We start from the raw sequence: 20988 nt of genomic DNA on the forward strand, positions 1-20988 counted from the left end.
GTGGTGGAGCAACCGGAAACCACGTACTGCGGAAAGGACTTTCGATGCTGATCTGCGCCACCTGTGCCGTGGAACGCGAGGAACCCATACCGGATCTCTGTCCGATCTGTGCCGACGATCGGCAGTATGTCCCCGAGGACGGACAACACTGGCTTAGTTTGGACCAGCTCGCCCAAAGTGGAGGTCAGGCCGTGCTGGAGCAAAATGAACCCGGACTCATAGCGGTCAGTACTGAGCCGAAGGTCGGTATTGGCCAAACTGCCCAGCTTGTGGTGACCTCGCAGGGCTCATTGCTCTGGGATCCTGTGGGTTTTCTCGATGACGAAGCTGTGCAATCGATCCTTGAGCACGGTCCGGTTGTGGCGATCGCCGCCAGTCATCCGCACATGTTTGGTGTGCAGGTGGAATGGTCGCGCCGCCTTGGCAACGTTCCGGTCCTGGTGGCGGAGGCAGACCGGGAATGGCTCGGCCGCACAGACCCAAGCATCGCTTATTGGACCGGCACCGTTTCGATTTCCGAGGGGTTGGCCCTGCACCAGACAGGCGGGCACTTCCCGGGCAGTGCTGTAGCGCACTGGGCCGCCGGTGCTGACGGAAAAGGGGTTCTGCTGACCGGTGACAGCGTTTTTCCCAACCCTGATCGGCGCACGGTCGCCTTCATGCGCAGCTACCCGAATCGCTTGCCACTCTCCGGAGCGGTGGCGCTGCGAATCGCGGCCCAACTGGGAAAGCTTGAGTTCGACCGGATCTACGGCAACTTCAACAACGTCATTTCTTTCGGAGCGAAAGACGCCCTGCTGGACTCTGCCCGGCGGCATGCAGCTTGGACACGGGGAGACTTTGACCACCTGACGTGATGTCCCCTCCGTAGTACTCGGCCAGCTTTGCCAGTCCTTGATCAATGGAGACGGCAGGTGTCCAGTTGAGGAGGTCGCGGGTGGCGCGTTGATCGAACCAATGGGCGGTAGAGAGCTGCTCAGCGAGGAACCGGGTCATGGGCGGCTCCTCTTGGCGTCCTGCCCGGATCCACAATTTCTCCACTACCGCTCCGGCTGCCCGCGCCAACTCACCTGGAACAGACCACGACGGCGGGGCCACCCCGCCTGCCGCGCAAATGCCTGCCAGCAGCTCGCCGATGGGTCTGGGCTCACCGTTGCTGACCACCACGGCTTTGCCATGGACGTATTCCATACGGTGCAGCGCTGCGACGATTGCCGAAGCGGCGTTGTCCACATACGTTGTGTCGATCAGGGCAGCGCCGGAGTCAAGCAGTGGTAGCCTGCCGCGTCCCGCGCGCGCCAGAACGCGTTCAACCAACTGGGTGTCGCCGGGCCCCCACACAATGTGGGGGCGCACTGCTGCCACCCGCAAATCGGCACCGTCGGCCGCGAGGGCCAGCAATTCAGCCTCGGCCTTGGTACGGGCATAGTCACCGCGCGCATGCGGCGGGTCAGCTTGCTCCGCATCGGAGCCCATGATGGCTGCACCGGAGTGGGCAACAGACGGTGAGGAGACAAACACCATGTCCCGCACTCCGGCAGCCCGGCCAAGGCGCAGCAGCAGGCGGGTGCCTTCAACATTTACGGCATCAAATTCGGCCGCGTGCCCGGTGATGGATACTTTGGCAGCGAGGTGGACCACTCCCTCTGCACCATCCAGTGCGCGCTGGAGGGCGTCGTCGTCGTTAATGGATCCCCGGAAGTCTTCCACGCCGTCCACCCCTGAAGGGCGGCGCTGAAACGATGCTACGTCATGGCCCTGACGCACCAGCTGCCGGGCCACCTCGCCTCCAAGGAGTCCGCTGGCGCCGGTGACAAGTACCCTCATGGCTTCCCCGGACGGCCGCCGGCCAGCACCCGTGAGGCCCAACGTGCCAAGCGGGTCCGGTCGATCTTGGCGTTATGCCTGATGTCGGTGGGTTGTGCGGGGACTACGAGCACGGCGCTGACATCGACGCCCGCCTCGGAGGCTGCTCGTCGGACACTCGCTGCCAGTTGCGGCGCTGCCGGACCGGCTTTGGAAGCAGGGGGAACGGTCTCGACGACGGCCACCACAGCTTGCGTCCCCAAAGGGCCCACTCCGGCGATGGCGGCCATCCGCACAGTGTCCAGGCGTTCAATGGATTGCTCGGCACCAACCGGCGTCACTACAGCCCCCGGCGCCGTCACCACATGGGCAAGGCGTCCCTCCACCCACAGACGGCCGGCAGCATCGAAGTGGCCTACATCTCCCGTTCGGTGCCATCCCTTCACGCCGACGCTCTCCCGTTGGGTCAGCCAAAGCCTGTCATAGGCTTCTTTTACGTGCGGCGCGCTGACCAGGATTTCCCCGGTCACACCGGCTTCGGTGCCTCGATGCTCTCCGGATGCGGTTCCATCGGCCTCCAGCGGACTGATCGCCAACCGGGCGCCATGCACGGGCGTGCCCACGCAGACCCCGTTGCCGGCTCCAAGTACAGACCCGGCCACAGCATCCGCGCCAGCGGCCCGAATTTCCTCAAAGCTGATGTCTGTGACCGGCAAAGCCTCCGTCATCCCGTAGGGCGTATGAAGGGAAGCCTGGGGCATCAACTGTTGCACGTCGGCCAGGAGTGACTCCGGCACCGGCGCACCGGCAGACAGGAGCAACTCCACTTCTTCGAGAGCCTTTTTGAGCGACCCGCTGAGGTTATCCCGAGTGGCCACGACGTTACGCAAAGCAGCCGGAGAAGCGAAGACTACAGTCGCCTCAATGGCACGTACTGCTTCCGCCAGTGCCCGGGCCGTCAAAGTGCGGGGGGCGGTGACGTCCATGGCAGGGGTCACCGATACGGCCCCCAGCGCGGGGCCCAGCAACGCAAACGGCGCGAACCCCGCCACCAGCCGGGAACCTGCACGGATCCCGAACGTGGCCGCAACCGTGTCCCGCATCGCAGCCAACTGCCGGTGGGTGTACAGCACGCCCTTGGCTGGGCCCGTGGAGCCGGAGGTAAAAAGCACAGCGGCCGGAGCATCCGGGTCCACCTTGTCCATGTGCAAATCTTTGGAGCGTTCGGCGGCGGTTTTTGTGCCGCTTCTTGCCAAGGCAGCCAGTGAGGTCTCGACGCCGAGGATCCGACGGCGGGCGGTTGGGAGATCCTGAACGCTGATCCGGCGTCCCGGCCAGCCAAGTACCGAGGCAGCTGCCAACGCCTTCTCGATGCCGATCAGGAAGTCGGCGGTAGCGCCCTTCACCGCGCGGCTCATTCCCTTGATCCCCAAGCCGGCGTCGGCCACAACCACTACCGCACCCAAGGTCAGGCAGGCGTACAGCGCCACGGTCAGCTCGGTGCCCGGCGGAACCATCAGACTGACGCGGCTGCCACGGCCCACTCCGGCTTCCCGCAAGCCCTCCACCAGATCCGCGATCTTCCGGTCCAATTGCTGCCAGCTGAGCGAACGACTCACGCTGCCGTCGGGCGCCATCTCTGCAACAGCGACTTCTTCCTTGGCGGGTCCCGACGCCATCTCACTGAGCGAGTCCCGAAGGGGGCGGAATGCTGCCTTCTCTTCTCCGGCTGGCTCCACTTTGTGGGCTGGCTCCACTTTTTCGGCTGGCTTGTGGGACTGGTGGCCGTCGGTAGCTTCAGTCAGCGGAGCGGCATCACCCTTGATTTCGCTGCCGTGCAAGGCAAGCCAGTCAAAGATCGGCGCGGCGATATCCCTGTCCTCCGCCACGAGGTGTCCGGCCCCTTCAAAGCGATGCACGTCCGCGTGCGGGAGACGGCCAATAAGGTCCTTGAGGTACCGATCCGAGAAGATCGGATCTCTGGGACCCCATAGCATCAGGGCAGGAACCTCCAGCCCGCGCAACCCCTCCGCTACTTTGCTCAGCGTTGGGTAGCTGGGGTGGGTTGGGTCTGCAGGGATGTCCGCAACAAAGTTCCCCACCCCGGCGCGGCGCCCGGCTCCACGGTAGGGAGCCATGAACGCCCTTCGCACCTCATCCTGCAGCGGCGGGTGGGCCAGTGAGTGCGTCACGCGCAGGAAGGCGTCCGACGTCGTGGTTCCCCACCGGTGCACCGCGGGGTGCAAGGCAAGCCGGAGAGCTGCCGGGATGGGCGTATCCGCCGGGTGGTGCACGGCGGTGTTGGTCAGCACCGCGCCTGCCAGGAGTTGCGGGTGCTCCAGCGCCCAGCCCATGCTGATGACTCCACCCCAGTCATGGCCAACCGTCACCACCGGCCCCTCCAGGCCCAGGTTGTCCGTGAGGTCACCGAGATCATTGATCCGGTCAGCCAAGCGCCGGAAGGTGCCGGTGCGCTCGGAATAGCCCATGTCCAGCTGGTCCACGGCCACAACCCGCCACGGATGGTCCGGGTCTGCTCCCGCGCTCAGCAGGGTTCGCCACAGATAGGACCAGGTAGGGTTGCCGTGCACACACAGCAAGGTACCGATGGGAGTCAGGCCGCGGCGCGTGAGTTCGGTCCCGTTATCCAGCACATGCCAGCGGCGGACTGCCCCCGGCGCATCCACCTCCGAGGTGGAGTTAACCCGGACGGTGCGGGACCATTGAGGGTCCACGCCGGGCCAGTTGGCGGCTACCAAACGATTTCCACCATTCCTGCGTTCAGTCCGGAACCCACGCCCATGCACAGGACGCGGTCACCTGAGGTCAACGACTGTGCTTGGGCCGCGAGTGTCATGGGAAGCGATGCAGGACCCACATTGCCCCAGTGGGGGAAAGTGATGGGCACCTTGTCCGGGTCCAGATCTATGGCGTTGATGATCGCTTGCGTATAGGCGTTGCTGACCTGATGAGTGACGTAGCGGTCCATGCTGGCCCAATCCCACTCAGGCTGGGCCTCATGCCAGGCATCCACCACAAGCTGCAGACCGCCGTCGAGCAATCCCTTGGTGTCGGTGTGCATGCCATCGATGCCCCCAACACACAGTTCATGATGTTCGGTGCCCGCACGCATGACGCCTCCAACAAGCCGGTGCGCCCCCGGGTGCTCATCAACGGGGCCGAGGACCGCCGCTGCAGCCCCTGATCCAAGTGTGAGCGTGGCGAATTCGCGGTTGAAGTCTTCGCGCGTGGTTTCAGGCCGCTGGAGCCGGGCCAAGGTGGCTTCCTGTGTGCCCTGTGCGTCCTCGCCATTGACGATCACCGCGTACTTGATCTGCCCCGAATCGATCATATTGGCTGCCAGGATCAAGCCGTTCACAAACCCGAGGCAGGCGTTGGCCAAGTCAAAGTTCATGGCCGAGGACGGCAGGCCGAGTTCGTGGTGAATCTTGACCGCCACGGAGGGTTCGAGGTTGCGCCTGGTCACGGAAGTGTTGATCAACAAACCGATTTCCGAGGCTTCTACGCCCGCCTCAGCCAAGGCTTTTGCCCCTGCTTCCACAGCGGCGTCGTCGAATGAAGTGCCGTCGGCCCACCAGCGACGGTGCGTGATGCCCGCAACCCGCTCCAGCAATCGTGGTGGAAACTTCAGCCGCTGCAGGGTCGAAGCCAATCTCCGGTCGAAATCCGTGGAGCTCACTATCCTCGGAGCCTCTACGCTGCTCACCGAGAGCAGCGCGGTGTTGCTGTGCCGGAAGGTCGCATTCCCTGCCAAGTTAAGCCCCTGTTCGTTTCTGTCCTGCCTTCATGCGGTGACTGTACCCATAAAGTGCAACCCCAAGACGTTAACTATGCCGGTGTGGACCCGTTCCTGCATATTTGGCGCACGCCTCTCCTATGTGAGAGTGCACACTCATGCCACAGCTGCGCCATGATCCCGGCCTTGGAATTACTCATTCGGCAACGAGCAGCGCTTGGGGCGCAGCCTGCTTGATTCGAGTTGTGATCCAGCGGAGTTGGACTTCTGTCTCTTGATGGCATTGTTCCACCACGGACAACAAAGCAGCATCGCGAAGGGCCTGTCCTGCTTGTTCCACCACAGTCCAGGTAATGTCCACCAAGCCGGCCAGCACATAAAGGTCCTGCAGATCCCGTAGAAGGCCTACCGGCCCGCTGCGGGTTTCCGAGAGTCCCTGGGCGTGGAGCCGTTCCGGCTCGTCATCCGAGCCCCCTTCCCCATAGCGCTCAACAACAGGTGACAAGAGGTCCACGTGATGCTCGCACTGCGCGGCCAGGCTTTGACACAGGAAATGGATATCCGGCTCGTCGCCGTGACCTTCGGAAACCTGGCGGAATGAGCTTGCCAGTGTCTGTTCACCCCGGTGGAGCAGTCCAAGGTAGATATGGAGGTTCACAGCTGCCGCCCTTCCGGCCGGGACGCGGTGGTGGCGGGCGCCGGGGCCGGCCCGGTACCGTTTCCGAGCCTTTCCACCTTGACGGCTGCGTTCTTGAAGATCGGCTGCTTGGACACCGGATCCCATTCAGTGAGGGTCAGTTCGTTGGCAGCAGTGGCGTGCCGGCTTGTTTCTCCGGCGTCGGCGCCGCTGTCCCAGTAGCCGTAGTGGAACGGCGCAAAGACCGTCCCTGGGCGGACCCCGCTTACACGGGCAGGAGCTTCAATACGTCCCCTTCGAGAGGTGACGCGCACGATGTCGCCCTCGGAAATTCCCAGCTCCGAGGCATCCTTCACGGATATCTCCACCCACATTTTGGGGGCTGCCGCATTCAGTTCACGGGAGCGCGCCGTCTTGGTACGGGTGTGGAAGTGATAGGCAGTTCGGCCTGTGGTGTAACGGAGTGGATAGTCGCTGTCAGGTTCCTCGTGCGGCGGATGGTACTGAGTGGTCTTCAGAAAAGCCCTGCCGTTGGGTGCCGAAGCGCGATAGGACGCGGGTTCCACTTCTGCTCCCGTGAGCAAGTCATGCCCATAATTTTCGCAATAATCAGGATCAGTAGGAAAGAGGCCATCTGCGTAGAGCCGGGTGGTGCCGTCAGGATTCCCGTCATTGCAGGGCCAAGGTATTCCGCTGCCGCCGCGAAGTTTGGCGTACGTCAACCCCGTGTAGTCACATGGCCGTCCCCGCGAGCATTCCTTCCACGCCTCGAACGCCTCTTCAGCGCCTTCCCAGGTGAGCAGGGGCGAACCGTCCAAGGTTGTGAATCCCATGCGCCGGGAGTAGTCCAGGAATATCGACAGATCACTGCGGGCAACACCGGGAGGATCCACGGCCTTATCCGAAAGGTGGACCACACGGGAGGCGTTGGTGAACGTGCCTGTCTTTTCGCCCCAGGCGGCCGCGGGCAGGACAACGTCGGCCAGTTGCGCCGTTTCGGTCAGATACATGTCCTGAACCACCAGGAACAGTTCGTGTTTTGCCAGGATGTCCCGGATGCGATGAAGCTCAGGCATGGACACCGCAGGGTTGGTGGCTGACACCCAGAGGAAATTGATGGATCCCTGCTCTGCGTAGCGGAAGATCTGCAGGGCGTGGGTGGGCGGTGCCCAGTGGGGAATGATGGCCGGGTCCACATTCCACAGCTTCGCAAGTTCCCCTATGTGCTCCTGGTTGCCCCAGTTACGGAAGCCCGGAAGGTCGCCATCGGCACCGCATTCCCTGTTGTTCTGTGCTGTGGGTTGACCGTTCATCTGCAAGAGTCCGGCTCCGGGCCTCCCGAGCATGCCCCGCAGCAGGTGCAGGTTGTTGACCTGGCATGAGGAGGCGGTGGCCTGTGAGGATTGATAGAAGCCCTGGAGGACCGTGGACAGTACGTTGCTTGAGGTGCCGAAGATTCGCGCTGCTTCCCTGATGTCGGCAGCGGCGACCCCGCAGACGTCGGCAGCAGCCTCAGGCGTCCATTGCTCCACTGTGCCTTTCAACTCGTCAAAGCCAAGGGTGTGCTCTTGGATATAACGGGCATCCAACCAACCGTTCTCCAGCACTTCGCGGATCAGGGCGTGCATGAGCGCCAGATTGGTACCCGGCCTGACCGCCAAGTGAACGTTTGCGTGCCTCGCGACCTCTGTGTTGCGCGGATCAACGCAGACCAGCTTGGGCGGCGTTGGCCCCTCAAGGCGGTCCAGGACGCGGGACCAGAGGACTGTCTGTGTCTCCGGCATGTTGTGGCCGTAGAGGAAGATCGCATCGCAGCTGTCAATGTCTTCATAGGCGCCGGGTTGACCGTCAGCTCCGAAGGTTTCCTTGAGTGCGGTGGCTGCCGTAGCTGTGCAGAGCCGGGTGTTGCCGTCCATATGGGGAGTCCCAATGCCTGCCTTGCCGATCACGGCCAAAGCGTAGTACTCCTCCAGGAAGAGCTGGCCGCTGGTGTAGAAGCCGTGACTCAGGGGTCCCTTGTCCGCCAAAAGTTGCTTGCTGCGTTCCACAACCCTGCTCATGGCCGTGTCCCAATCAGTCTCTACCAGGCGACCGCCCTCGCGGATGAGGGGCCGGGTGAGGCGGTCCTTGTTGACAACTCCCTGCCAACTGGCGAACAGGCCTTTCGGACCGAGGCGTCCCTTGTTCACGCGATCCTGAGCACGTCCACGAATGCCCACCATGACCCCGTCTTTGACGGCAATGTCACAGCCGCAGCCATTGCTGCACAGCACGCAGGCAGATTGAACCCAGTGATCGACGTCGTCTTCCTTGAGATTCCCGTTCAAGGCGAAGTCAACGCGGGCCGGCCAGTCTCCGCCGGCCGCAAACGGTGTCCGTGTTCCCCAAATATCGGTGATGCGATCCGCCATCATGCACCTCAACTAACTGGATGTCCTGGAGTCACTCCAGAAATATCAGGATACTTACCATCCGTCCAGAGGCAGGACGGCTGGCCTGCTGACGCTTGTGCATTCGCCGGGCATCTAGCTCTCCCGTGCCTTCCGGGTTGCCGCGTCGTTGGCCTTCTGCAGCGCCTCCACCAGCTCATCCTTGTCCATCTTCGAACGACCCTTGATATCCATTTCCTTGGCCCGCCGGTAAAGGTGCTCCTTGGAAGCATGGGCATCCACTCCCCCGGCTGTGGGCTTGCTGGAGTTGATACCCCCCTCGGCCCGGTCATCGGAAGGTCCGCGCTCCTCTTTGGGCTCCCAATGATCACCCACCTTCTCGTAACTGTGTTTCAGAGCCGCGAAAGCAGTCCGCGCCGCCCGGCTTGGATCGTTGTCATAGGTCTCCATTGCCGAGTCGTAGGTCTTCGCAAAGGTGTCCTGGGCCTTCTGCTCCGAGCGTTGAAGGGTTGACGGCAGTTCGTTCTTGCGGGCGTGATCGTTCTTTCCGGTCTTGGGCATGGCACTCAAACTCCCTTACGTCATGGTTGTCTTCGAGTAATCCAAGTCTGGTGGCAAGCAATGGTCCGGATCAAGAACCGGATGGGCTACAGCCAGGCGACCATTTGACCACTGAAAGTTGGCTGCTACCATCGAGGGAGAAAGTATGTCCTATCAAGCGAACAAATGGCTACATGCCCTCGGACACCCGGATAGGGAGACCAAGGGGCGGAGCCTGAAACCCGGGGTATTCCAGTGGTTACCAAACTTGGTCTCAACATCGACCGTTCCTCTCCCGTGCCCCTCTACCACCAGGTGGTCCAGGGCATTGAGGCAGCCATCCATAGCGGAGTGCTGGAACCGGGAAGCCGACTCGAAAACGAAATAGACCTCGCGGCGCAGCTCAACCTCTCCCGGCCAACCATGCGTAAGGCCATGGATGAACTGGTCCGTTCGGGCCTTCTGGTCCGCAAGCGCGGTGTAGGAACCCAAGTGGTTTCCAGCCAGGTTCGCCGGCCTCTGGAGCTCTCCAGCCTCTTTGACGATCTCACCAACAACGGCAAGAAGCCCACCACCACCGTGCTGAGCTTCTCCCATGAGGAAGCCGACGCCGCCACCCTTGCGGCGCTGGAACTTCCCGCCGGCTCCAAGGTGTACCACTTCACCCGCCTTCGAAAAGTGGGGGGCAAACCACTGGCCCTCATGGAAAACTGGGTACGCGACGACATCGCCACCATGGACGAGGCGATGCTTGGAGCAGAGGGCCTCTATGCGATCCTTCGCCGCGGTGGCGTCAACTTCCGTCTTGCCACACAACGTATCGGCGCCATGATCGTCAATGACTACCAAGCGCCGCTCTTGGAGACAGAGGTAAATTCTGCCTTGGTCACCATGGAGCGCACCGCTGTTGACGATACCGGCCGCCATGTAGAGACGGGTCACCACGTCTACCGCGCCGATTCCTACAGTTTTGAAATGACACTCGTACAACGCTGATAAAGCCGAAAATCCGGTGCAGCTGACACAAAAGGATTCCCCTTCCATGACCAATTGGGTTTACCCGCTGGGTTCCGCTGCCGACGGCGTGTGGGACATCTCTCTCGGCACGTCCGATTCCGCCACTGCCGTTGAGGGCTGGGCCCACACCGGCCTCAAGGTGGCCACCCTCGCGGCGGGCGCCGCCGTCGAACTTTCCGCTGTTGCTGAGGAGCGCATTGTGGTGCCGCTCAACGGAGCCTTCACAGTTACGGTGGACGGCGTCAAACACGCCCTTTCAGGGCGGACCTCCGTATTCCAGGGGCCCAGCGATGTCCTGTACTCGGGCACCGGAAAGTCCCTCACTATCAGCTCTTCCGACGGCGGTCGTGTGGCTATCGCATCTGCCCCCGCCCATGCCTCGTACCCCACCCGGCTGGTTACGGCTGCCGAGACGCCCGTTGAATTGCGGGGCGCCGGCAACTGTTCACGCCAGGTGCATAACTTCGGCACGCCGGCTGCGCTGGAAGCGGACCGCTTCATTGTGTGCGAGGTCATCACTCCCGCAGGCAACTGGTCCTCCTATCCCCCGCACAAGCATGATGAGGAAAAGGACGGCGAGACCCACCTCGAGGAGATCTACTACTTCGAGACGCAGGTAGCCGCAGGTTCCGGAGCTCCGTCCGACGCCGATGCGATCGGTTACCAACGGGTTTACGCCTCTGATGAACGGCCCATTGACGTTTCGGCCGAGGTCCGCACCGGCGACGTTGTTTTGGTTCCCTATGGCTGGCATGGCCCTGCGATGGCAGCACCAGGCTATGACATGTACTACCTCAACGTCATGGCAGGCCCTGGCCCCGTCCGTGAATGGCTGATCAGCGACGACCCCCACCACGGTTGGGTACGGCAAAGCTGGGATAACCAGGGCATCGACCCCAGGCTGCCGTTCGGCGGCTAGCTTAGGACGTGAGAATGCCCTCCTCACATCCAGTGGATGCGAGGAGGGCATTCTTGGGTGGAAATGTCAGCTGGACACCTTGAGCGCAACCTTCACGGCCACACCACTCGCCAACGATTCCTGAGCTGCATCCGCCACCCGGGAGGCTGCTACCGCGTCCTCCGGGGTGCAGGGGTTCCCGCGTTCCCCCATCACCAGTTCAACAAACGCCACCATTTCTGAGCGGTAGGCCTGATCAAAGCGCTCGGCAAAGGTCTGATGCGGATTTCCTTGGGGAAAGGTGACTCCGTGTTCAGCCGAAGACACGGCCGTCTTTTCATCCAAGCCCACCATGACCGACCCCGTGGAGCCTTGGACTTCCAGGCGGACATCGTGACCGGCCCCGTTGTACCGGCTGGCAGATACTGTTCCCACCGTGCCGTCGTCGAAAGTGATGAGCGCCAAGGCCGTATCCACATCACCTGCTTCTCCTATCCCGGGGTCGCCATTATTGGAACCTTTGGCGTAGACCTCCACGATTTCGCGGCCGGTCAACCAGCGGAGGATGTCAAAGTCGTGGACCGAGCAGTCCCTGAACAACCCGCCCGAGGTTGCCAGGAACGCGATGGGAGGCGGTGCCATATCGCAGGTGACGGCGCGCAGCGAGTGGATCCATCCCAACTCCCCGGCCTGGTAGGCGCGCCTGGCCTCCACATAGCCGGCATCAAAGCGCCGCTGATGGCCGATTTGTACCACGCCGTTGTTCTCTCGGATGTAGTCCAGCACGGGCAGGGCATCGGCAACATTCAGGGCAACTGGTTTCTCGCAGAAGACCGGGATGCCCGCATCCACCCCGGCCCGGATCAACTCAGGGTGGGTGGCCGTTCCCGTGGCAATGACCAGGCCATCAATGCCGGATTCCAACAGTTCCCCCACCGAAGGCACGAATTCTGCACCCAAGCCGGCTGCGACGGAGCGCGCGTGGTCCGTGGCAACGTCGGTGAGCATCAGGCGGATATTGACGCCCCTGCGGGCAAGGGTGTCCTTGAGGGCGACGATGTTGTTTGCGTGCATGACGCCGATGCGACCCACACCAACAAGACCAAGAATGACATCACTCATATTTTTCCTTCAAAGGTAGGAGCTTTTGGATGGGGGAACACCACGCCGAGTTGGCGACGAATTTCATCGGCCACTTCCAGGGTGGCGATAGAGGCCGCCAGAGTCCGTTGGCTGAGTTGCGTGCTGCCTGCGGTAACAGCCCTGGCCACCGCCGCGGCCTCATAATGAAGGCCTTCGAAGTGTCCGCCAGCTGGTTCCTCGTGGCGTAACCGGGTGCCGTCGGGGAACCGGACTTCGAACGCGCCGGGCATGTTGAAAGGCCCCTCGATCGCCAAAGTGGCTTCCGAGCCAACAATGGTGGCCGCAGTGGGCGTGAAGTTGTGCAGGTGCGTGTTCACCACAGCCTGGGCACCGCCGTCGAACTGCATGACAGCCGATAGCTGGGCGTTGACCCCTGATTCATGGGGTTGACCTACGGCGTGCAGCCGCTGTGGACTTCCCAACACTTCAGTGATCAGGGCCAAAGGGTAAGTGCCCAGGTCAAGAAGCGGACCGCCAGCCAACACCGGGTCGAAGATGCGGTGCGAGGGATCAAAATGTTCACCATACTCGGCAACGACCGTTGTGATGGTGCCCAACATCCCGGTCTCGATTATCTGCCGGATGACGTCGAATTTCGGGAGGAAGAACGTCCACAGTGCTTCGGCGGCAAAGACTCCTGCGGCCTCGGCCCGGAAAGCAATATCCCGCGCCTCGTATGCGTCCACACCGATCGGCTTTTCAACCAGGACGTGCTTGCCGGCGTCGATTGCCATGACAGCTGCCGTGTGGTGGTTGGTATGTGGCGTGCATACATAAACGATGTCCACCTCCGGGGCCGCGGCCAGTTCCTCATAGCTGCCGTAGGCAGAGGGGATGTTGTATGCCTCAGCAAAGGCTTTGGAACGCTCCAGCGAGCGGGACCCGACGGCGGCTATCACCTGCCCGGTATGCGCTTGGATGGATTCGGTGAACCGTTCTGCAATCCACCCTGGGCCCATGATGCCCCATCGGAGGACAGGAGCATCGCGGGATGCCGGGATGCGGGAATGAGGGAGCGTCGGTGGTGTCACGAGTAACTGACTTTCGTTGAGGTTCCATCGCTATGCAAAGACTGGATCATGGCTTGCGCAACGAGGGAGGCGTTGAGGCCGTCCTGCGCGCCGGCAAGGGGCGGGGTTTCTCCGTTGGCGAGGGCAGAGATCCACGCCTGCAGCTGGAGCCGGTAGGCATCGGCGAAGCGGGGGCGCCAATCGGGAGCGATGGGGGCTAGCTTGGCTCCATCCTGTTCGATGCCCAGAAGAGACGATTCCTGGAGTGAGGTGGTTCCCAGTTCGGAAACCACCTCGCAACGCGTCGTGTACCCGTACTGGGCATTGAGATACAGTTCCAACGTGGTGAGAGTCCCGTCCGCAGTTCGAAGGATCATGAACGACGGGTCCCGCAGGCCGGGTTCGGCACGCCGTGTACTCCGACCGGCCTGCCATGAGACTTCGGTGACAGGCGAGTCCAGCAGCCAGGGAACAATGTCCAGTTCGTGGATGGCCGAGTTGGTGATGGCGGATTCCGCGGTTGTTCCCGGTGCTGCGGCGCCATTTCTGCTGACACAGTGCACCACGAGGGGCTCACCCTGCTCCCTGCCCAGCACGGAACGGCGCAAAGCCACGTAGCCCGGATCGAAGCGTCGCATAAACCCCAGGGACAGCAGCGAAGCGCCCGTCGCGGCCACAATGTCCGCGTCTGCTTCCACTACCTCCACGCTTTCCAGAAGCGTGGGCGCCAACGGCTTTTCGCAGAGTACCGGGGTCATTGCTTCGAAGCATTCCAGCACCAAAGCGGCGTGCGTGGAATCGTGCGAGGCGACCACGACGGCGTCTACCTCGCTGGCATTGATCAGTTCCGAGGGGTCTGAGGTGATGCGCGCAGTGGGAGGTGCGGCCGCTGCGGCACGGTCGACGTCGAGATCTGCCACGAAGGTGACTTCGGCACCCCCGATGGTGGTGGAGAGGTTCCTGATATGGTCGGCGCCCATGATTCCGGCGCCAATAACACCTACCCGGATCGGCATGGTGCTCCCTTCTGTTGGGGGTCTGTGTGGCTGGGGCAGCTGTTACGGACAGCGTGGCGGGGTGCTCCTATGTACCGGAGCACCCCGCCACCACGTTGCCGTCGAACCTGCGCGGTCCTAGGCGTGTTTCGGAGCGCCGGCGTTCACGCCGTCTGCCACTTCCGCCACCTCGGCTTTTACCTCTTTCACTACATCGCCATGCCCGCCCAACTGCTCCAGCTCATGAGCCAGTTCGGCAAGTTCAGCGCCTCCGGCCATCTGGGCGGTGAGTTCGTCCAGGGTGATGTCCTTCTTGTCGTAGTAGCCGATGGATTTGCCACGCTTAAGAAGAAGGAAGCGATCACCCACCGGGAACGCGTGGTGGGGGTTGTGGGTGATGAAGATGACGCCAAGGCCGCGGTCGCGGGCCTGGAGGATGTAGCGCAGGACCACGCCTGACTGCTTCACGCCCAACGCCGCTGTGGGTTCATCCAGGATGAGCACCTTCGCACCGAAATAGACGGCACGGGCAATCGCGACACACTGGCGTTCACCACCGGAGAGCTGTCCTATGGGTTGCTCAACATCGCGGAGGTCGATGCCCATCTCGGCCAGTTCCCTGAGCGTGATGGCCTTCATCTGCTCGACGTCCATGTACTTGAACGGTCCGAAGCCTTTGGTGAGCTCGGAGCCAAGGAAGAAGTTCCGCCAAATGGGCATCAAGGGCACCACTGCAAGATCCTGGTACACCGTGGCGATACCGGCGTCCAGGGCATCGCGGGGTGATCCGAACTTCCGTTCCTCACCCATGATGTTCAGGTTGCCTTCGTCGTGCTGGTGAAGGCCGGCGATGATCTTGATCAGCGTTGACTTGCCGGCACCGTTGTCGCCCAGAACACAGGTAACGCGGCCGTTGTCCACGGCCATGGTGACCTCGCTCAGCGCGATGATGTTGCCATAGTGCTTTCCCACTCCGTCCAAGGACAAAAGGTGGACAGGAGTGTGGGTAAGGGGGTCACGCTCATTTTTAAGCAGCGTTTCCTGGTTGATGGCTTTGGAGTTCATTTCCCGGGCCCCTTACTTCAGTTCCGCACGGCGTTTGACCACCAGGTTGACGATGGTGGCGAGCAGCAGCATCAGGCCCAGGAAGAACTTGAACCAGTCCGGGTTCCACTGCGCGTACACAATGCCCTTGTTGGCCATGCCGAAAATAAAGGCACCGATAGCACCACCCACTGCCGAACCGTAGCCGCCGGTCAAAAGGCAACCACCGATGACGGCGGCGATGATGTACAGGAACTCGTTTCCAACACCTTCGCCGGACTGAACCGAGTCAAAAGCGAAGAGGTTGTGCATTCCAAGGATCCAACCGCAGAATCCCACGCCCATGAAGAGTCCGATCTTGGTGGCCTTCACGGGAACACCCACTGCCCGGGCAGCGTTTGCGTCGCCTCCGACGGCGAAGATCCAGTTGCCCACACGGGTACGCATCAGCACCCAGGTGGCAACGGCAACGAGGGCTATCCACAGGAAAACGGTGATCTTGACTTCCACTCCGCCCAGGTTCACCGATGAGGCAAATACTGCCTGCGCCGAAGAAAAACCGTCCATGTCAGAAATGGAAGGAGATGAAACACCGCCGCCGATCATTCGGGTCAAACCAAGGTTCAGGCCCGTCAACATCAGGAACGTGGCCAGGGTAACAATGAAGCTCGGAAGCTTGGTCTTCATCAGGATCCAGCCGTTGATGAAGCCAATGGCCAGCGATACCACCAGTGCCAAGCCAACGCCTACCCAGACGTTGGTGCTGAAGTACCAACTGAACATGGACGCGGTCAGGGCAGAACTGATGACCGCAACGCCTGTGGATAGATCGAACTCCCCGCCGATCATCAGCAACGAAACACCCACGGCCATAATCCCGATGGTGGAACTTCCATAGAGGACGGTAGCGAATGATGCGGGCTGCAAGAACGTGGGAGAAACCAACGAGAAGAAGATAAAGAGGACTATTGCACCCACGAGGGCGCCGACTTCCGGGCGACCAAGCAGTTTCTGAAGAGGATTGCGCTTGCCGACCCGTTCATCGCTGATGGGGAGGGGTGCTTTGGATAGGGTTTGTGTCATGGCATTCTCCTGCTAGGGCCGGGTTCGGCGGGTTTGGGGCCCGGGGAACCCGCTGGGAGCATCCTTAGCGGATGCCTTCCTTGGCGAACTTGAGGACATCGGGAGCCGAAGACTGATCGATGATGGAGGGTCCGGTCAGAACAGGAAGGCCGCCGCCCACGTGGATTCCACCACGTTTGACCTGCCACAGCGCGTCAATGGCGCCATAGCCCTGCAGCCACGGCTGCTGGTCAACGGTGAAGGCCACCTTGCCATCAATGATGGCCTGTGCCAGCTCGCCGTTCATGTCGAAAGATGCGACTTTTACTTTGCTTTGGAGTCCCAATGACTCCACAGCCTTGTTGATGGTCAGAGTGAAGGGTGCGCCAAGGCCGATGATGGCGTCCGCGTCCGGTGTTGCCTGAAGTTTGGCCGTGACCGTGGAGGAGACCTGCGTCATATCGGTGCCCTGGACGAACAAATTTTCTGTCCCGGCGACCTTGGATTTCACACCTGCACACCGCGAGTCAAGGGCAACGTTGCCCTGCTCCATGATGACGCAGATAGGGTGCTTCACGCCCAGTGAGGCGAGCTTCTCACCTACGGCAGCGCCAGCCAGGTTCTCATCTGAACCGAAGTGAGTGAAGGCACCCACCTGTTTCCAGACATCTGCGCCGGAGTTCAGGCTGACCACAGGGATTCCCGCGTCCTCTGCCTTCTTGAGGACGTCCTTCAGGGCGTCGGGCTTAGCCAAAGTGACTGCAATGCCGGCCACTTTCTGATCAATGGCCTGCTGGATCAGTTGAGCCTGCCGGCCACCCTCGGGATCCGAGGTGTACAGGAGTTCAACGTTGTCCTTCGCAGCAGCTTCCTCGGCACCCTTGCGGAGAATGTCCCAGAAGGTGTCACCGGGGGCAGCATGGGTAATGAGCGCTACTTTGATCCGTTCGGTCGAGGCCACTTGGCCTCCACCTTCACCACTGCCCGATCCGTCGGTTTTACCCCCGGTGCTGGAACACGCGCTGAGTGCCAGCAGCGGCACGACAGCCGCAACGAGGGTGGCCTTACGCCAGGAAAATTTACCCACTTTGAATCTCCTTTGATGACAGCTCCGGGCTGCCACTTTGCAGCCGTCGGATTGCGCCTACATTGATCATGGTGACCCGCAGCACATAAGTCAATAGTTTGTCCTGACATTAGGATGTAATCACCTAACTTGCCTTATGCGTCATCGCGTGGGGCATACGAAAAAGGGCAGCACCGCAGGTTAATGCGGTACTGCCCTTGGACAAGTGGGCAACATGTCCCACCCGGGAATGGTCAGCGATCCTTTGAACTCGCTGCAGCCGTTGCTGCGACGTTCTTAAAGTAATGTTCCAGGTCCTCAAGGCTCTTGTCCTTGGTCTCGGGAATGAACTTGAGTGCGAACGTGATGGCACCGACACCCAGTACGGCAAAGACGAAGAAGGTGTTGGAAAGACCAATGGCAGCGAGTAGTTGCGGGAAACCAAAACCCACCAAAAAGTTGACGATCCACAGCACGAACGCAGACGCGCCCATCCCAAGGCCACGGATTTTGAGGGGGAAGATCTCCGAGAGCATCAACCAGGTCACCGGTGAGATCGCCCCCTGTTGGAATGCCAGGAAAGTGACAGTCAAAGCAAGGATGACGAACCCGCGCGCCGTACCTTCCGGCAGTATTAGCGAGAACACTCCGATTAACAGCAGGGCGCTGGTAGTGCCGATCTGTCCGGTGATGAGCATTTTCCGGCGGCCCACCTTACCTAGAAGCCAGATGCCCGCAAACGTTGCAAGAACGGAGATCACACCGTTGGCGATATTGGCTGTCAGCGCCGCTTCCCTGCCGAACCCGGACTCGGCAAGGATCTGTGTGCCGTAATACATGATGGAGTTCACGCCGGTGATCTGCTGGATCACTGCCAACCCAAGCCCCACCATGAAGATCCGGCGCAGCCAAGGAATGCCCAGGTCCTTCCAAGAGCCCATTTTGGACTTGTAGTCCTCCACGGCCATGGCTTTGACGTCCTCGAACTCAACCCGCGCCTCCTCCTGGGAACGTATGCGGCGCAGGACGCTGAGCGTTTCACCGAAGTTGCCAATGGAAGCGAGCCACCTCGGGCTCTCCGGCATGAAGTTCATGCCGATCCACAGGGCTATGGCTGGAAGGGTTGCAATCACCAGCATCCAGCGCCAGATTCCCCCGGCTTCACCAAAGGTGTTTCCCAAGTAGGCGTTGAAGATGAAAGCCAGCAACTGCCCGGTAACGATCATGAGTTCGTTCTGGGTGACGATCCGCCCGCGCCGTGCACTTGGGGAAACTTCGGCAAGGTACACCGGCACAGTCACGGAGGCTCCGCCAACGGCCAAACCAAGGACAAAGCGGGCAACAACCATCACTTCAGTGGTGGGCGCGAACGTGCAGGCAAGCGTCCCCAGAAGGAAGATCATGGCCAGGACCATGATCATCCTGCGGCGGCCGTGACGGTCCGCGAGGCGCCCACCCAGGAGAGCTCCGAACGCTGCGCCGAACAGAAGTGAGGATGTCACCAGCCCTTCGGTCAGGGGTGTGAGTCCCAGGTCCTCCTGCATGTACGGCAGAGCACCGTTGATCACACCCGTGTCGTAACCAAAAAGCAAGCCGCCGAACGTGGAAATGATGGTGACGGTCCGGAGCGCCCTCTTGTGGTTACCGGGCCGCTTCATTGAATAGACGGGTGGGGCAGAACTCACGCCGTGACCTTTTGAATATGCTGCTTCATGGTCTCCAACTGGTAGATGGAAACTTCCTCCGCATTCTCATCCTCGGCGAAGACGGACGAAACCATCACAGTGTTTTCCTTGTCCAGGAAACCGATCTCCTTCAGGCCGCCAAAGAACTCGTCCCAGTTCACGTCGCCGTCGCCGATCTTGAGGTGCTGGTGTACGCGGACAGCGTTACCTGGCGGGTTGGTGATGTAGCGGAGGCCGTGGGAGGCGTGGTGGTTCATGGTGTCCGAGACGTGCACCAGGCGAAGCTTGTCCCCTGCTGCCCGCATGATCTCCAACGGCTTGTTGCCCATGTGGAAACTGTGGGAAGCAACGTACACCATTCCGATGTTCGGTGAGTTCACTCCCCTGATGACGCGGAGGGCCGCCAGGCCATCTTCTACGAAGTCGTCCGGATGCGGATCAATCAGAACATCCAGATCCTCGCGCTCAATAATCGGGAGCAGCTCCTCCATGGAGCGGTAAAACGCACGCTCTGACTCCTCCGCCTTCTCCGGACGGCCGCTGAACTCTGTATTCATGGTTTGGACACCGAGGTCAACTGCGATCTGGATGGCCCGCTTCCAGTAACGGACTGCGGCCTCGCGGGCATCCTCATCAGGCCCGGACCAGCGCAGGACCGGGAGGACCGAGGCGATTTCGACGCCGGCGTCTTTACAAGCCGCTTTCAGCTTGCCCACCAGTTCATCGTCTGCTTTGGGGTGGTTATAGAACGGGATGAGATCCGCGTGCGGGGTCATCTGCAGGTACTTGTACCCCAGATCGGCCGCCACGCGCGGGAACTCCAACAGCGTGTGGCTGTGATGGAAAGGTGTGGGATCCAGTGCAATCTTCATGTGGTCGATCCCCTACTTGTACAGTTCCGGCTTGGTGTTCAACTGCACCTGGACCTTTTCGCCGGACTTCTGGGCTTCGACGCCTGCCTCGCAGCAGGCCGCGGTAGCGTAACCGTCCCAAGCGGTGGGACCGCCGATTTCATCGCGGAGGGCGGCGTCAACCCATGACTGGATTTCGACGTCGTAAGCAGTGCCAAACCGTTCCTCAAAGCCGGGGGTGACGTTGCCGCCCCAGGTGCCGGCGGTCTGGACGTACGGACCGTTGTCCCCGCCGATGCTGACAATTCCTTCTTCGAAGGATGCTTGGGTAGCCACTTGGTAGCCGAACTTGGCGTTGACGTAGATTTCGACGTCGGCCAGTACACCGGATTCGGTTTCCAGCAGGACATGCTGGGGATCGTGCTGTCCGCTCGGGGCGCTGCGGGTGGCTTTGCCCAGACGGACCTGCACCGACGTGATTTCTTCGCCGGTGAAGTAGCGGATCGCGTCGAACTCGTGGACTACGGAGTCGTTGATCAGCATCTCGTTGGTGAAGCCCTCCGGCGTGCTGGGGTTGCGGTGCTGGTGGTGCAACATCAACAGCTCCCCCAATTCGCTGTTTCGGATGATTGCACCCAGCGCCGAGTACTCGGCATCGAAACGACGCATGAAACCCACCTGGATGCGCTTGTGACCCAAGGACTGCTCGGCCTGGACAACCTTCCAAGCGCTATCGGCGTCCGGCGTCAGGGGCTTCTCGCACAGAATTGGAAAATCCTTCTCCAAGGCTTTGTACAGGATTTCCTCGTGGAGGAAGCCCGGAGTGGCGATCAGGACGGCGTTCACGTCGCCGTTGTTCAGCGCCTCATCGGCACTGGCAAGAGCCACGGCGCCGTCGATTCCCTCAATGGCAGCTTGCGCCCGGGCAAGATCAACGTCGACGACGGCGGCTACTTCAGCACCGTGGATGCGTGTGCTGAGGCGCTTGATGTGGTCCGCACCCATGCGGCCTGCGCCGATGACGGCAACGCGGAGAGTCTTGGTCACTGTATTTGTCCTTCGTGAAGTTCTTCTGGGTGGGGTGTTG

The 20988-nt window shown here is 61.3% G+C and carries 18 protein-coding genes; 3 read left to right on the plus strand and 15 right to left on the minus strand.

What is annotated here, in order from left to right:
- The first annotated feature begins 44 nt into the window (after positions 1-44).
- Positions 45-857: an MBL fold metallo-hydrolase gene (locus BACI9J_RS10680; RefSeq protein WP_159734348.1), complete on the plus strand. Its 813-nt coding sequence runs from the start codon at positions 45-47 to the stop codon at positions 855-857.
- Here the strand turns inward: BACI9J_RS10680 and BACI9J_RS10685 are convergent.
- The 6 genes from BACI9J_RS10685 to BACI9J_RS10710 form a co-directional block, all read right to left on the minus strand.
- Positions 769-1827 (minus strand): NAD-dependent epimerase/dehydratase family protein, encoded by a 1059-nt coding sequence (locus BACI9J_RS10685; protein WP_159734349.1) that lies wholly within the window; start codon positions 1825-1827, stop codon positions 769-771. The genes BACI9J_RS10680 and BACI9J_RS10685 overlap by 89 nt on opposite strands.
- Positions 1824-4565 carry an alpha/beta fold hydrolase gene (locus BACI9J_RS10690; protein ID WP_159734350.1) on the minus strand — a complete coding sequence of 914 codons (2742 nt, stop codon included), beginning with the start codon at positions 4563-4565 and terminating at the stop codon, positions 1824-1826. The genes BACI9J_RS10685 and BACI9J_RS10690 overlap by 4 nt, the downstream gene beginning before the upstream one ends.
- Positions 4559-5581, minus strand: coding sequence for a 3-oxoacyl-ACP synthase III (locus BACI9J_RS10695; protein WP_159734351.1), 1023 nt, complete (start codon positions 5579-5581; stop codon positions 4559-4561). The genes BACI9J_RS10690 and BACI9J_RS10695 overlap by 7 nt, the downstream gene beginning before the upstream one ends.
- A 178-nt stretch (positions 5582-5759) precedes the next feature.
- Positions 5760-6221: a hypothetical protein gene (locus BACI9J_RS10700; RefSeq protein WP_159734352.1), complete on the minus strand. Its 462-nt coding sequence runs from the start codon at positions 6219-6221 to the stop codon at positions 5760-5762.
- On the minus strand, positions 6218-8611 hold the full coding sequence (locus tag BACI9J_RS10705) for a molybdopterin oxidoreductase family protein (RefSeq protein ID WP_159734353.1): 2394 nt from the start codon (positions 8609-8611) through the stop codon (positions 6218-6220). The genes BACI9J_RS10700 and BACI9J_RS10705 overlap by 4 nt, the downstream gene beginning before the upstream one ends.
- A 114-nt stretch (positions 8612-8725) precedes the next feature.
- Positions 8726-9151 (minus strand): ChaB family protein, encoded by a 426-nt coding sequence (locus BACI9J_RS10710; protein WP_159734354.1) that lies wholly within the window; start codon positions 9149-9151, stop codon positions 8726-8728.
- Between the two features lie 234 nt (positions 9152-9385).
- Here BACI9J_RS10710 and BACI9J_RS10715 point away from each other — a divergent pair, with 234 nt between their 5' ends.
- Together BACI9J_RS10715 and iolB are read left to right on the plus strand one after the other, a co-directional pair.
- Positions 9386-10126 carry a GntR family transcriptional regulator gene (locus tag BACI9J_RS10715; protein WP_159734355.1) on the plus strand — a complete coding sequence of 247 codons (741 nt, stop codon included), beginning with the start codon at positions 9386-9388 and terminating at the stop codon, positions 10124-10126.
- Between the two features lie 46 nt (positions 10127-10172).
- Positions 10173-11066, plus strand: coding sequence for a 5-deoxy-glucuronate isomerase (gene iolB, locus BACI9J_RS10720; protein WP_159734356.1), 894 nt, complete (start codon positions 10173-10175; stop codon positions 11064-11066).
- Between the two features lie 66 nt (positions 11067-11132).
- Here the strand turns inward: iolB and BACI9J_RS10725 are convergent, their stop codons facing one another.
- From BACI9J_RS10725 to BACI9J_RS10765, 9 genes are all read right to left on the minus strand, one after another.
- The gene (locus BACI9J_RS10725; RefSeq protein ID WP_159734357.1) at positions 11133-12167 is read right to left on the minus strand and encodes a Gfo/Idh/MocA family protein; all 1035 of its coding nucleotides are present in this window, start codon (positions 12165-12167) and stop codon (positions 11133-11135) included.
- Positions 12164-13219 carry a Gfo/Idh/MocA family protein gene (locus tag BACI9J_RS10730; protein ID WP_159734358.1) on the minus strand — a complete coding sequence of 352 codons (1056 nt, stop codon included), beginning with the start codon at positions 13217-13219 and terminating at the stop codon, positions 12164-12166. Before BACI9J_RS10730 ends, BACI9J_RS10725 begins: the two co-directional genes overlap by 4 nt.
- A complete protein-coding gene (locus BACI9J_RS10735) occupies positions 13216-14214 on the minus strand; it encodes a Gfo/Idh/MocA family oxidoreductase (protein WP_159734359.1) in 999 nt (332 codons plus the stop codon). Before BACI9J_RS10735 ends, BACI9J_RS10730 begins: the two co-directional genes overlap by 4 nt.
- Before the next feature lie 117 nt (positions 14215-14331).
- Positions 14332-15258 (minus strand): ATP-binding cassette domain-containing protein, encoded by a 927-nt coding sequence (locus BACI9J_RS10740; protein WP_159734360.1) that lies wholly within the window; start codon positions 15256-15258, stop codon positions 14332-14334.
- 12 nt (positions 15259-15270) lie between these two features.
- The gene (locus tag BACI9J_RS10745) at positions 15271-16320 is read right to left on the minus strand and encodes an ABC transporter permease (RefSeq protein ID WP_159734361.1); all 1050 of its coding nucleotides are present in this window, start codon (positions 16318-16320) and stop codon (positions 15271-15273) included.
- A 64-nt stretch (positions 16321-16384) separates the two neighbouring features.
- Complete coding sequence (locus BACI9J_RS10750) at positions 16385-17386, minus strand: substrate-binding domain-containing protein (RefSeq protein ID WP_159734362.1); 1002 nt, start codon at positions 17384-17386, stop codon at positions 16385-16387.
- A gap of 233 nt (positions 17387-17619) precedes the next feature.
- Entirely contained in the window at positions 17620-19023 is a 1404-nt protein-coding gene (locus BACI9J_RS10755; protein ID WP_159736430.1) for a sugar porter family MFS transporter, read from the minus strand.
- A 23-nt stretch (positions 19024-19046) separates the two neighbouring features.
- A complete protein-coding gene (locus BACI9J_RS10760; protein ID WP_159734363.1) occupies positions 19047-19922 on the minus strand; it encodes a sugar phosphate isomerase/epimerase family protein in 876 nt (291 codons plus the stop codon).
- Between the two features lie 12 nt (positions 19923-19934).
- Complete coding sequence (locus tag BACI9J_RS10765; RefSeq protein ID WP_159734364.1) at positions 19935-20948, minus strand: Gfo/Idh/MocA family protein; 1014 nt, start codon at positions 20946-20948, stop codon at positions 19935-19937.
- Positions 20949-20988: the final 40 nt, after the last annotated feature.

The sequence above is a fragment of the Arthrobacter sp. 9V genome, from assembly GCF_902506065.1.
Classification (GTDB): Bacteria; Actinomycetota; Actinomycetes; order Actinomycetales; family Micrococcaceae; genus Arthrobacter.

What these genes read in the sequence shown, in the direction of transcription:
- BACI9J_RS10680 (WP_159734348.1), top strand. Translation starts at nt 45, where the DNA reads ATGCTGATCTGCGCCACCTGTGCCGTGGAACGCGAGGAACCCATACCG.
- BACI9J_RS10735 (WP_159734359.1), bottom strand. Translation starts at nt 14,214, where the DNA reads ATGCCGATCCGGGTAGGTGTTATTGGCGCCGGAATCATGGGCGCCGAC.
- BACI9J_RS10745 (WP_159734361.1), bottom strand. Translation starts at nt 16,320, where the DNA reads ATGACACAAACCCTATCCAAAGCACCCCTCCCCATCAGCGATGAACGG.
- BACI9J_RS10705 (WP_159734353.1), bottom strand. Translation starts at nt 8,611, where the DNA reads ATGGCGGATCGCATCACCGATATTTGGGGAACACGGACACCGTTTGCG.
- BACI9J_RS10685 (WP_159734349.1), bottom strand. Translation starts at nt 1,827, where the DNA reads ATGAGGGTACTTGTCACCGGCGCCAGCGGACTCCTTGGAGGCGAGGTG.
- BACI9J_RS10710 (WP_159734354.1), bottom strand. Translation starts at nt 9,151, where the DNA reads ATGCCCAAGACCGGAAAGAACGATCACGCCCGCAAGAACGAACTGCCG.
- BACI9J_RS10755 (WP_159736430.1), bottom strand. Translation starts at nt 19,023, where the DNA reads ATGAAGCGGCCCGGTAACCACAAGAGGGCGCTCCGGACCGTCACCATC.
- BACI9J_RS10725 (WP_159734357.1), bottom strand. Translation starts at nt 12,167, where the DNA reads ATGAGTGATGTCATTCTTGGTCTTGTTGGTGTGGGTCGCATCGGCGTC.
- BACI9J_RS10740 (WP_159734360.1), bottom strand. Translation starts at nt 15,258, where the DNA reads ATGAACTCCAAAGCCATCAACCAGGAAACGCTGCTTAAAAATGAGCGT.
- BACI9J_RS10760 (WP_159734363.1), bottom strand. Translation starts at nt 19,922, where the DNA reads ATGAAGATTGCACTGGATCCCACACCTTTCCATCACAGCCACACGCTG.
- iolB (WP_159734356.1), top strand. Translation starts at nt 10,173, where the DNA reads ATGACCAATTGGGTTTACCCGCTGGGTTCCGCTGCCGACGGCGTGTGG.